Raw genomic sequence first — 13,127 nt, forward strand, 5'->3', positions numbered from 1 at the left:
CGCAAGTCGATGGGGAGGATTTATGTTTCCAGCCGCCAGTCCCAGCCGAGCGGATCGCCGTCCATGACCTCTACACCCGCCGCGATGAGTTCATCGCGGAGCGCGTCGGAGGCGGCGAAGTCCTTTGCCGCGCGGGCGTCGCGGCGCCGCGCGAGGATGGCGTCGATCGCGGCTTCGTCGATCGCCGCGCCCTTTGGCCGAAGGCGCAGATCCTCGCGCGACAGCGTCAGCAATTGCAGGCCGAACACGGCATCCATCGCCGCCAGCGCGGCGCGTTTCTGGCCCGCGTCGACCTTTTTCATCGCCGCCGCCTCTTCGAGCAGAGTCAGCGCGACGGGGGTGTTGAGATCGTCCGACAGCGCGGCGTCGAATTTGGCGAGCAGGTCGGCCAGACGGCGATCGGCGACCGCGGCCGGGTCGGCCTCGCGCACCGATGCCGCCGCCATCACCAGCCGTTTCAGCCGCGTCAGCGTCGCGCCGAGTCCGTCCCACGAAAACTCCAGCTCCGACCGATAATGCGCTTGCAGGCACATCAGCCGATAGGCGAGGGGATGATAGCCCCGGTCGGCGAGCAGTTGCAGGCGCAGGAATTCGCCCGAGCTTTTCGACATCTTGCCGCCGCGGTCGATCAGGAAATTATTGTGCATCCACATCCGGGCGCCCGAATGCTCGGCGCAATCGAGGCTGCCGCAGCCGCGATAGGCCTGGTTCTGCGCGATCTCGTTCGGATGGTGGATCTCGCGGTGGTCGATGCCGCCGGTGTGGATATCGAAGGGCATGCCAAGCTCTGCCTCGCCCATCACCGAACATTCGAGGTGCCAGCCGGGCGCGCCGCGCCCCCACGGCGAATCCCATTCCATCTGGCGGGTCTCGCCCGGCGGGGTGGTGCGCCAGATCGCGAAATCGGCGGCGTGGCGCTTGCCCTCGACCTCGTCGATCCGGCCCTCTCCCTCGTCGGTCACCGCGCGCGCGAGGCGGCCGTAATCGGCGACGGTCGAGACGTCGAAATAGAGGCCGCTGTCGAGCTGGTAGCAATGCGCGGCGGCGATGCGCTCGGCAAAGGCGATCATGCGCGGCACATAGTCGGTCGCGACGGTCCATTTGGCGGGATCGCGGACGCCCAGCCAGCCAAGGTCGCGCTTGAATTCGGCGGTGTAGAAGGCGGCGACGTCCCACGCCGATTTGCCCTGCGAGGCGGCCGCCTTTTCCATCTTGTCGTCGCCGACGTCGGCGTCCGAGGTCAGGTGGCCGACGTCGGTGATATTGATGATGTGGCGGAGCGCATAGCCCTTGAACGACAGGGTGCGGCCGAGCGTGTCGGCAAAGACATAGGCGCGCATGTTGCCGATATGCTGATAATTATAGACCGTCGGCCCACAGCTATAGACGCGCGCCTCACCGGGGTGGACGGGGCGGAAGGCTTCCACGCTGCGCGTCAGGCTGTTGAACAGTCGCAAGGGCGGGCCGGAATCCGCGAGCGGGGCAGGGGCGTCGGTCATCCTCGCGCCCTTGCCTTGCTCCGGGGTGTTCCGTCAACCGAAAGGCTTTACGGCTGCTGCGTGTCGGTCGTCGGCGTCCACAGATCGTCGTTGCCCGCGCCGGTCACCGGATCGTCGAGCAGCGGCGCGCCGGAGAGCGGGTCGACGTCGCGCATCGTGATCAGCGCGGTCGGCAGGCTGGTGCCGTCGCCATTTTCGCCGTCGCTGTCGACCTCCTCCTCGATCACGTCCTGCACCGGGAAAGTGTCGAATATCACGGTGCTGACCGAGCAGGCGCCGGTGTTGGCGATCAGGCAGCCGTTGAAGGTCGAGCGCGGGTCGTAGAGGTCGGAGGGAACGGTGACGGCGCCGTCGTTGACGGTCAGCAGCGGGATGGCGTCGAGGCCGGTGACCTGGCCGTTCGGGTCGAGGTGGACGCCGTTGATCACGATCCGCGCATTTCCCTCGGTTGCGACGTTGAGTCCGCCCGCGCCGAAGGTCAGGCCGCGCCGCTGGGCGTAATCGGTGCCGCTGCCGCTGTTCTGGACATAGGCATTGCCGATAAAGCCGATGCCGCGCGCGAAAAGCGCCCCTTCGTCGAGGATGATACCGTCGTTCTGCGCCAACCGGGTTTCGATCGCGTCGAGCGTGGTTGCGTTGGCCACATCGTCGATGGCGCCCGGCGTCGCGACGATGACGTCGTCCGACCGCAGGTTGAGCTGGCCGCCCGGCGCATCGTTCGCGCCGAGTAGTCGAACGCTGCCCTGGCCCAGGATGACTTCGAGCGCTCTGTCGGCCCGCAGATTGAGCGCATTGGCGTCCGAAAGCCCGGTCAGGCGGACATCGCCGAGCACGCGCATCTTGCCGGGGGTACGGATCGTCAGCGATCCATCGACGCCGAGGTTCGACCCCGCCGCGCCGCCGGTCATCGTGAAGCTGTCGACCACGACATCGGGGGGCGTGGCGCCGCCGACCAACGCCGGAGTGATCGCGGAGACCTGCTGCGCAAAGATCCCGACGTCATGGCCGAAAACCCGCGACAGTTCGTCGGCATCGATGTGATAGCCGTCGCGCGCGCCCGTGCCGCCGATGAAGGTCTGCCGCTGATCGTCGCCATTGGCGATCGACAGCGATTGCGTCTGGTCCGCAGTGCCGACCCGCGCGGCGCTGCCGATTTCGATATCGCCGGATGTCAGCGAGATATTCGCCCCGGTCACGACGCCATCGATCAGCAGCGACGAGCGGGCGTTCACGTTGAGGGCGTCGGTCACCGACACATTGTTCAGCGTGACGAACCCATTGGTCGCGGTGATGACGGCGCGGTCCGCGGTCAGCGTATCGACGCCGACCCGTTCGCCGCTGCCGGTCAGGTCGGCAACGCCGGCGACGCTGCCGTTGACGACGAACAGTTCGCCGCGCGTGCGAACCGCCGCGTCCCCGGCGTCGGTGGTCAGATTGGCGAAGGTCAGGTCGCCGCCGTCGCCGATAAACAGGCTGTCGCCGCTCGCATCGATGCTTCCGACCGATACCAGCGAAGCGAGGTTGATGAGGCCGTCGCTGCTGGCGAGGATTGTCGTACCGCCGCTTTGGACCCCGTCGGCGGCTATGCCCGTGGCGCCCGAAAGGGTCATGTCCCCGCCGCTCGCGACGCCGGTCACGTCGATCGCGCCATCGGCGCTCAGCGAGACATTGCCTTGCCCCAACATGCTGCCGCCGTCGATGCCCGCCGCCGAGGTGATGGTGATGTCGCCGTCGGCGGTGAGCGTCTGGAGCACATTGCCGCCGGGGGTGGTCAGATCGGCAAGCTGGACGCTGGCGGCATCGATCGCGATATGGCGGCCCGCCTGCACGGGGCCGGTGACGTTGGCGGCGCCGGTCGAGGCGACGATCACGTCGCTGAAGGCGTCGAGCCCCGACACGGTCGTGTCGCCACCCGATGTGCGGATGCTGCTGTCGCCGCCGGTGATGCCGAGGCCGAGCGTGGTTCCGCCGTCGAGGGCGATCGCCGTGGCGGCGGTCAGGAAGATATCGTCGCCCGCGGACAGGGCGCTCGCGCCGATCGAACCCCCCGACGAGTTGAGGTCGATATCGGCCCCGTCGAGCGAGGTCGATCCTTCGCCTTGCCCGATGGTGAAGCCGCCCGTCGGCGAATAGTTCAGCAGGAATCCGTCGGGGCCGAGGCCGGTCGCGCTGACATTGTCGGCGGTGATCGCGCCGGTTGCGCGCACGTCGAGGTCGTCGCCGACGGTGATGTCCGCCAGCGTCGCGGTGCCCTGCGCCAGGACGAGCATGTCTTCGCCCGCCGCCGCGTTGGTCAGCGCGACCGACCGACCGTTGACGCCGAACATTCCGGCGGCGCTGCTGTCGGTCAGCGTCACATTGCCCACAGCGTCGATATAGACGTTGCCGCCGCTCGGAACATCGGGGTTCGACGAGTCGGGATAGCCGCCCGCCGCGCTGACCGATGCGATGACATTGCCGCCCGAATTCAGGAAGGCATCGCCTCCGCCGCTGTAGGTGCCGGTGATGTTTCCGGCCGCCGAAACGCCGATATTGCCGGTGATGATGGCGTTATCGATCGCGACCGCGCCGGTCGTCCCGGTCGCCGACAGCGATGCCGCGCTGGTGATGCTGCCGATGTCGATGCTGCTGCCAGCCATATAGACGTCCGCCCCCGCGTCGATCGACGCGCCGGTGATTGCACCCGGATTAGCTGCCGATGCGGTCGTGTCGAGATCGACATAGCCGCCCGCGTCGAGCGCGTCGAAGCCGATCGACTGTCCATTGACGTCGATGAAGCCGCCCGCGGTCGCATCCGCCAGGTTGATGGCGCCCACCGCGCCGACGACAAGATTGTCGCCCGCGATCAGCGGTCCCGTTGCCGTGATCGCGCCGACCGCGGTCGCGGTCAGATTGTTGAAGGCATCGACATTGGCGGCGGTGATGCCCGCGCCCGCCGTCAGCGTTATATTCGACAGGTCTGCGGGCGTTGGCGTGAACTGAAGGAAGGAGGTCGGCGACGAGGCGCCCGGGGCATAGATGATGCTGCGGTCGTCGCGTCCGGTTCCGGTCGTCGCGGCATTGGTGACGCCGACCGCGCCATCCGCCTGGACGGTCAGGTCGTCGCCGGCGGTGATGCCCGAGAGGGTGGCCGTCGTTCCGGCGAGGACGAAGACATCTTCGCCCGCACTCGCGCCGGTCAGGCTCGCCGCGCCGCCCGCGCGGACGCCCAGCATCGTCGCGGCACTGCTGTTCGTCAGGCTCACGTCGCCAGCGCCGTCGACCAGCACATAGCCCTCGGAGGTGAAGGCGCCCGACGGATCGACATAGCCGCCCGCCGCATCGGCTTCGACGGCTACATTGCCGTTGGCCCGGAGAGTGACGTTGCCGCCCGCGCGATAGGTGCCCGACAGGTCGGTGCCTGCGAAAACCACGATATCGCCCGCGATATTGGCAAGGCCGACCGCGGCATTGCCCGTGTTCGCGGTCACGAACAGCGATCCGCCGGACTGGACCGTCCCATCGACGCCGACGCTCTGGCCGCTGAGGTTGACGCCGTTGCCCGCGGTGATGTCGGTGCCGAAGACGCCGTCGGTGGCGCCGAGACCCTGCGCGCTCAACGAAACGAAGGTGCCCGCGTCGAGCGCGTCGAAGCCGATCGACTGTCCATTGACGTCGATGAAGCCGCCCGCGGTCGCATCCGCCAGGTCGATGGCGCCCACGGTGTCGACGACAAGATTGTCACCCGCGACCAGCGGCCCCGTTGCCGTGATCGCGCCGACCGCGGTCGCGGTCAGATTGTTGAAGGCATCAACATTGGCGGCGGCGATTCCCGTCCCCGCCGTCAGCATGACGTTCGACTGGTCTGCCGGCGTCGTCACGATCTGGAGGAAGGGGTTCGGCGACGAACTGCCCGCGATATAGGCGACGCTGCGGTCGTCGCGTCCGGTTCCGGTCGTCGCGGCATTGGTGACGCCGATCGCGCCATCCGCCTGGACGGTCAGGTCGTCGCCGGCGGTGATGCCCGAGAGGGTGGCTGTCGTCCCGGCGAGGACAAAGACATCCTCGCCCGCGCTCGCCCCGGTCAGGCTCGCCGCGCCGTCCGCGTGGACGCCCAGCATCGTCGCGGCGCTGCTGTTCGTCAGGCTCACATCGCCATCGGCGTCGACCAGCACATAGCCTTCGGAGGCGAAGTTGGCCGACGGGCCGACATAGCCGCCCGCCGCATCGGCTTCGGCGGTCACATTGCCCCCGGCCCCGAGGGTGACGTTGCCGCCCCCGCGATAGGTGCCCGACAGGTCGGTGCCCGCGAAAACCACGATATCGCCCGCGACATCGGCCAGGCCGACCGCGGCATTGCCCGCGTTCGCGTTCACGAACAGCGATCCGCCGGACTGGATCGTCCCGTCGATGCCGACGCTGCGGCCATCGAGGTTGGCGCCGCTAGTCGCGGTGATGTCGGTGCCGAAGATGCCGTCGGTGGCGCCGAGACCCTGCGCGCGCAGGGTGACGAAGGTGCCGGCATCGATGGCGTTGAAGGCGATCGACTGTCCGACGACGAAGACGCCGCCGCCCGCGGTCGAATTGCCGAGATCGACGGTTCCCACGGCGGTGATGTCGATGTCGCCGCCGGTGATGATCGAATTGAGCCCGGTACGGAAGCTCGCCGCATTGGCCGAGAAGTCGTTCACCGCCTCGGCATGTTCGATGACGGCGAGGTCATTGGCCGTGATGACGATGTCGTTGCCCGCCAGCCGGTCCGCGATGACCTGGGAGACCGGGCCGATGCCCTGGAGCGTCAAAGTGCCGCCGGCACTCAGCAGAGTGCCCGACCCTGCGTTGATATTGAGGCCGCTCGATATCGACATATTGCCGACGGCGGAAAGCGTCGGGTTCGTCGCTCCGCCCGGATTCGAATGCGTGACATACACCGTATCGAAGGCGTCGATCGCCAGATTGCCACCGGCATTTACCTGACCGTCAGCCTGTGCGTCGATGCCGACCCCGCCATTGGTGCGCAGCGTCATGTCGCCCGTCGTGGTGATCGAGCCGCCGGGCACGGCCAGGAAGATTCCGGGCGAGGTCGCATTGGTGTTGCCGTTGACCGGCTCTGCGAATCCCGTGGCTTCGGCGGTCAGGCTGTTCATCGTGATGCTGCTGTCGGCGCGCAGTTCGATGCGTCCGGCGAGGGAACCATTGGCCTGGATGCTCGTATCGCCGAGGCTGATCTGACCCGTGCCGCCGGAGGTCGTCAGCGATTCGACGAGGACACGGCCGCCCTGATCGGCAAGCGTGCCGCCGAAATTGCCGTTGCTTCCCGATCCGGTGCCGCCGTTGCCGCCGACGCCCGACACGGCGCCGACGGTGATCGCCACGGGGGCGCCGTCCGAGGAGATGGTGCCGCCGTTGGCGAACAGGTGGACGGTGCCGCCGGTCGCGCCGCCGCCGATCCCGCCATCGCCGCCGACCAGCCCCTGGGTCACGTCATCCGCCGTATCGACGATGCCGTCGGGGCCGGGCAGCGTGACCGTGTTCGGATTGTCGCCGCCGTTGCCGCCGTTACCGCCGGTGCCGGTGCTGCTGAAATCGCCGCTGAGCCCGATTGTCGCGCCATCCATGGCGACGACCTCGAGCGTTCCGCCGGTGCCCGAACCGCCGTCGCCGCCACGCCCGGCGACCGCCGGTGTTGCGAAGAAATCGGTGGAAACCGCGCCGCCGTTGCCGCCGGTCGCATTGGTGCGGAAATTGCCCTGCGAGATGATGGCCGCAGCATTGGCGCCGTTCGCTTGCGCGCGCGCGATGCCGCCGAACGCATCGCCGCCGTTGCCGCCGGTTATATTGCTGCTTCCGCCGGTGCCGCCGGTCGCCGAACTGTCGATCTGGAGGCCCAGCTGGCCCGCGTCGAAATTGTCGACGATCGCCTGCGCGATATTGCCGCGGCCGGTGCCGCCATTGCCGCCGGTCGCGCCATAGCCGCCGTTGCCGCCGGTCCCACGCGACTGGCTGAACAGGCCTTCTGCCAGATCGAGTTGGGTTTCGCCGAGGTTGAGCGTCGCGGTGCCGCCCGTGCCCGCGCCGCCCGCGCCGCCGACGCTTGCGCCGACCGAAGCTCCGCTGGTCGCCGAAAAGACATCTCCGCCCTGGCCGCCAAAGCCGCTCGCATTGGCCACGACCGAATCGGTGGAGAGCGTGCCCGCGGTCAGATCGACCGTCGCATTGCCGCCGATGCCGGTGCCGCCGTCACCGCCGGACCCGCCGGGGATATTGCCATAATTGGCGAGATAGCCGCCGTCGCCGCCGCGACCGGCCGCGCTCGCGATCACTTGCGTGGCGGAGACGTCGGCTGTGCCGCCGATCGTGATCCTCGCGTCGCCGCCGCTGCCATTGCCGCCACGGTCGCCATGGTCCGAAGAAAAGTCGTCGGCAAAGCCGCCCAAGGCTCCGAAACCGTCGGCCGAAACCGTCACATCGCCCGCCGCGAACGTTCCGTTCGTCACGGTCAACGTTGCGGTGCCGCCGGTCCCGAGGCCCGGCAGGTCGGTCGCGCCGGTGCCAAAACCGTTGTTCGGCGCCGCGCCGCCGACGCCTTCCGCGCCGAGCGAAACATTGCTCGCGTCCACTTCGCCGCCGGTCTGCGTGAAGGTGACGGTGCCGCCGCGCCCGTTGCCGCCGGTGCCGCCATTTCCGTTGGCGGAGAAGGTCAGGCCGGTCGATGTGCCCGATGACGCCAGCCGCCCGCCCTGGACGTCGACGGTGATCGTGCCGCCGATCGAATCGCCCGGCGTGTCGAAGAAACCGTCGGAATTGGCCCCTGCCGTCCCGCTGGCCTCGGCATCGAGCGAATCGACCGAAATCAGGCTGGCGGGATCGGCGCCGGTCCGGACCAGGATGGTGCCGCCGGTCGCCAGCGACGCGCTTCCCGCACCGTCGCTGCCCGACAGGCCATTGGCCGAAAGCGTGGCGCCCAGCAGGGCGATGGTGCCGCCATCGGCGATCAGCTGGATGTCCCCACCCGTCGCCGCGCTGCCATCGGCGCTCACCCCATTGATCGCATCGACATCGATCGAGGTGGTGCCGTCGGCGGTCGCGGTGATGCTGCCGCCACCGCGCGCGATCATCGTCACGCTGCCGCCTTGCGCGGCGCCGTTGCCGAAATCGGTGTTGACGACGCTCCCGCGCGCGCTGGCCCGATACACCTGGGCCAGGATCGTGCCGCCGGTGTCGGCGAGGAAGTCGATCGAGCCGCCGTCGCCGCTGCCTGCGCTCACCAGTGACGAGATATTGTCGCTGCCGCCGAACGCATTGGCGGAAAGGAAGGAGATGTCGCGGATCGTGCCGCCGCCCGTCGCCGATATCGCGATCTGACCGCCGCTGCCGCTGCCAGCATTTTCGCGGTTGTCGGACGTGGCGACGCCAGCGGCGTCGAGCGTCACGACGCCGCCGGTCAGCGTCAGGACCGATCCGGCGCCGGTGGCCGAAAGGGCGATCGTGCCCCCTTGCGCATCGCCGGTTCGCCCGGTCAGGCCGCTGCCGCTATAGGCGTCGCCGCTCCGCGCCGCGGCGCTGACGGTAAGCGACGACATCTGGGCGGTCCCGCCGAGTATCTCGATCGTCGCGTCGCCACCCTGCGCATCGCCGCCCGTCGCATTTTCGCCGCTGGGAATGAAATCGCCACCCGCCGCGCCGCCGGTCGCCGATGCGTTGAGATTGGTGGCGCCGATATTGATCGTCGCGGTCGCATCGGTATTGACGCGCAGCGTCGCCGACCCGCCGCGCCCGTCGCCGCCGTTCAGCGACGGAATGGGCGAAGACGTAACCGGATCGAAGGAAAAATCGCCGCCACCGGCCCCGGTCGCGGTGATCGTGGTCGCTCCGGCCTGCAATGTGGTGCCGGTTCCGGTCGCCTCGATCAGCGCGGAGCCGCCGGTGCCGCCGCCCGACTGGATCAGGCCGAAGCCGCCCTGGCCGTTGGCCTCCGCGGTCAATCCGTCGGTGATGGAGAGGACCGCGCCGTTCTGGACGCTGATCGTTGCGGAGCCGCCGGTCCCGGCGCCGCCGGTGTCGGCATTGTCCAGACCCGACGAGGGGAAAGCGCCATATCCGTTGGCGTGGACATAGACCGTGCCGCCGGTGAGCGAACTGTCCGCGCCGGTGACGCTGATCGCCGCCGACCCGCCGGTTCCGTCGCCGCTCGCCTGGCCCGTGCCGTCGATGCCGCCAAAGGCATCGGCCGAGACGGCAAGGCCGCCGGTCGCGACGACCTGTCCGCCGTTGGTGATGGTCAGGCTGGCGTCGCCGCCCTGCGTATCCCCGCTGGCGGTGCCATAGAAGGCGGGCGCGGTGATCGAGGTGAAGCCCTGGACCAGCAAGCCGCCGCCATCGACGTTGATCGCGGCATTGCCGGGCGTCGTCGCGGTGCCGCCCGCCTGAACGGTCAAATTGCCGCCTATGCCACCGATATGGCCGGTGTCGATGGTCAGCGTCGCGTTGGCGTCGCCGATGAAAGTCGCGTTGCCTTGGACAACCAGCGTTCCGGCCTGATTCGGCGGGATGAAGGTGGTGGGCGGTGCCGGCGGCGGAATGTCCTGAAGCGGCCGGCCGACGAAGGCGCCGCTGGCATGGGCGGTCACGTCGCTGCGAAAGATGGTGTCGTTGACGGTGATGTCCGCCGACCCGGTGCCGGTGGTGTTGGGAGCGAAGTCCAGGTCTCCATTGGTGACGTCATAGCCCGCCGACAGGATGATGCGGCCCGCCGAATCGGTCCGCGCCGCCGTCGCCGAATCCTGATAGCCGACCTGGCCCGACACCAGCATCGTCACCGCCAGATTCTTGGGGATCGCGACCATATAGATGCGCTGCGCCGGACCCGTCGCCTGCTGTTCGGGGCCGGTGGTGATGCCGGTATGGGTGAGCGCCTGGCCGCCGGTGGTGCCGGTCAGCACATCGATGTCGAACAGCCCCGCGTTGATGCGGATATCGGCCGATTCGGCGGCGACATAGGCCGCCGAGCCATAGACATCGACCAGTCCGTTCTGCGCGACGCGCGGCGCGACGAGCGCGACATAGCTGCTGCCGGGGGTGAGCGACTGGTTCGCGTGGATCTCGCCATTGACGGTGACCCCCGCGACGCTGCCGGCCGTGCCGCGAAAGCGGATCGCGCCGGTCGTCGTGTCGAACAACCCGCCGGTGGTGACGATGTCGTTGGTCGTCAGCACGAGGCTGCCGACATTGATGACGCCGGTGCTGCCGATCAGGATGCCGCCGGCGTTGTAGAACCAGATGCTGCCGCCCTGGGCGCCCGAGGCCGCGCTGTTCGTGCTGTTGATCGTGCCGTTGAGCGCGATCTGACGGCTGAGCGAGCCGCCCGCGCCGTTGACGAAGCGGTTGAGGACGACATAGTCGCCATTGCCGTTGAAATTCCACGTGCTGCCCGCGGGCAGGAAATTGATGTCGTCGGTGCTGGTCGCCGTATCGGTCGGCACCCAGTTGATGATGGTCTGCGCATCGGAGACCCCGACCGAGGTGCTATGGCCCACCGTGTCGGTGCTGAGCGTAACGGTGCCCGGCAGGTTCAGCGGCGCCCCCGCGACCTGCGCCTGCGCGGGACCGCCATAGGACAGCGCCATGATGCCGGCGGCGACCGCGCAACTGCTGAGCAGGCGCCGCTTGCCGTTGCGGATGGGCGAGGGGGTGGCGGTGGCACGCATGGTGGTGGTCCTTGCTGCAAAGGTCATGGTTCAGCGCGCCTTCACGCCGAACTGGGTGGTGAGCGACACCAGAAAACGCGGATCGGGCCGTTCGGGCAGAAAGCCGCCCTTGTTGAGCGGCACGGCCAGCGTCATGTCGAGCCGCCCGACATTGCCATAGGCAATGCGCAGGCCGCCGCCGGCCGAATAGAGCTTTTGCGGATTGAGTCCGTCGAAACTGCTGTCCTTGTTCCACACCCACGCCGCGTCGAAAAAGACGAAGGGCTGGACGGCAAAGCTTTTGCTGTTGCCGGGAATGAACGAGCCGTAGCGCGCCTCGGTCGAGACCGCGACGCCGCTGTCGCCGATCACCGTGCCGGGATCGAAGCCGCGCCCGACGGTGAAGTTGCCGCCCGAAAATTCTTCATAGGCGACGAGCGGGTCGCTCGCCCATTGGGCGCGCGGCGCGACCGCCAGCGTGAACAATTTCGCCGGCCGCCATTCGGCCTGCGCGCTGGCGCGGACGAGGAAGGCGTCGGGCTTTGCCTCGACGCGGGTCAGCGGGATGGCGCCGGGCAGGAAACAGGCCGCGCCGCCGGGGCCACAATCATCGCTCGCGCCAAGCGCGTTCAGTCCCTGCCGCGCCTCGATCGACGCACCGAGCGACCAGCGCGGTTCCGACGGGCTGTAGCCATTCTTGCCCGCGACCGACGCCGGGTCGATCCAGCCGCCGTCGGCGCGCAGGTTGAGCACCCGGATGCGGTCGCGGTTGAGCGGCAGGGGGCCGAGCTTGATATCCTGATCGATGATGTCGAGCCCGCCGCCCAGCGTCACGCGCCGCGCCTGCGTCAGCACAAGCGGGTAGGAGGCGAACAGGCTGACGATCTGGGTGTTCGACTTGACCGGGAAGCCGGTGATGTCGGGGTGCGTCCAGGCATAGGTGTAACTCGCGCCGAAGCGCAGCCCTTCGCCGCCGACGCGGAATTCATGCGAAAGTTGCAGCACATTCTGTTCGTCGAAATCGGGGGTCGCATAAAAACTGATCGTGGTCAGGTCGCCCATGCCGGTCAGGCCGGCGATGCGCGCCCGCGCGATCCCGCCCCAGCGGCCGACATCCTTCGACCCGAAATTCTGGGCATTGAAGTCGAAGACCGCGGGCGTGCGCGACACCGTGACCTCGCCCACCACTTCGCCGGGAACCGCGCCGGGGCGCAGCGTCAGCCGCGCGTCGAGGCCGGGAATGTCGCGGGCGAGGAGCAGATAGCGTTCGGCATCGGTGATATTGAACACCGGCTGGTCGTCGAGCCGCGACAGATAGCGCTGGAGCAGGCCCTCGTTCGCGCCCGCGTCGCCGCGCACCTCGACCCGCGTCATTCGCGCCGACAATATGTCGAGCTTGATGACGCCGTCGTCGATCGTTTGCGGCGGCACGCGAACCGCGGCGAGATAGCCCTGGGCGCGCAGTATCGTCGCGGCGCGGTCGCGGATGTCGCAGACCACCGAAATCGGCAGCTTTTGCCCAATTTTGTCGTGCCAGCTTTCGCCCAGCATCGACGTGTCGATGCCTTCGCCTCCCGAGAATTGCACCTCGCGCACGGTCACCATGACGTCGGCGAATTCGGGATTGGCGAGCGGGCAGGGCGCGCGTTCGATGCTGTCGTCGGTGGTGACGATGCGTTCGCCCGGCGGAGTCGCGGGCGGCAGGGCAGGGCGCTGAATTTCCTCGCGCGTCGGCACCGTCGATGCCGGTGCGACCTGAGCTTGCGCCGCGAACGGCAGCGACAAAGCCATCAGCCCCGCCGAGCAAGCCCATGTTCTGTGGATCGTCCTGCGGATCGTACCACGCATGAACCGCGCGTTTCCGCCAGCGCCCAAAACCCCCATGTCGGTCATCCTTACCCCTTGCGTGCCTGTGCGCCCGCCATGCCGTGCGCACCCATAACTCATGCTCCGCCGGTCACCC

The 13,127-nt window shown here is 68.3% G+C and carries 3 protein-coding genes; all 3 read right to left on the minus strand.

What is annotated here, in order from left to right; all coding sequences use genetic code 11:
- Window positions 1-20 precede the first annotated feature (20 nt).
- The 3 genes from cysS to CVO77_RS17500 are packed head-to-tail and all read right to left on the minus strand — an operon-like array spanning window position 21 to window position 12,955.
- The gene (gene cysS / locus CVO77_RS17490) at window positions 21-1,499 is read right to left on the minus strand and encodes a cysteine--tRNA ligase (protein WP_106000154.1); all 1,479 of its coding nucleotides are present in this window, start codon (window positions 1,497-1,499) and stop codon (window positions 21-23) included.
- 47 nt (window positions 1,500-1,546) lie between these two features.
- A complete protein-coding gene (locus CVO77_RS17495) occupies window positions 1,547-11,185 on the minus strand; it encodes a hypothetical protein (protein WP_106000155.1) in 9,639 nt (3,212 codons plus the stop codon).
- Between the two features lie 30 nt (window positions 11,186-11,215).
- Entirely contained in the window at window positions 11,216-12,955 is a 1,740-nt protein-coding gene (locus tag CVO77_RS17500) for a ShlB/FhaC/HecB family hemolysin secretion/activation protein (protein ID WP_242446003.1), read from the minus strand.
- Window positions 12,956-13,127: the final 172 nt, after the last annotated feature.

It is taken from the genome of Sphingopyxis lindanitolerans, assembly GCF_002993885.1.
GTDB classification, from domain to species: Bacteria; Pseudomonadota; Alphaproteobacteria; order Sphingomonadales; family Sphingomonadaceae; genus Sphingopyxis; species Sphingopyxis lindanitolerans.

Bases quoted from the DNA above. Each gene is read 5' to 3' on its own strand.
- cysS (WP_106000154.1), bottom strand. From the start codon at position 1,499: ATGACCGACGCCCCTGCCCCGCTCGCGGATTCCGGCCCGCCCTTGCGA.
- CVO77_RS17495 (WP_106000155.1), bottom strand. From the start codon at position 11,185: ATGCGTGCCACCGCCACCCCCTCGCCCATCCGCAACGGCAAGCGGCGC.
- CVO77_RS17500 (WP_242446003.1), bottom strand. From the start codon at position 12,955: ATGGCTTTGTCGCTGCCGTTCGCGGCGCAAGCTCAGGTCGCACCGGCA.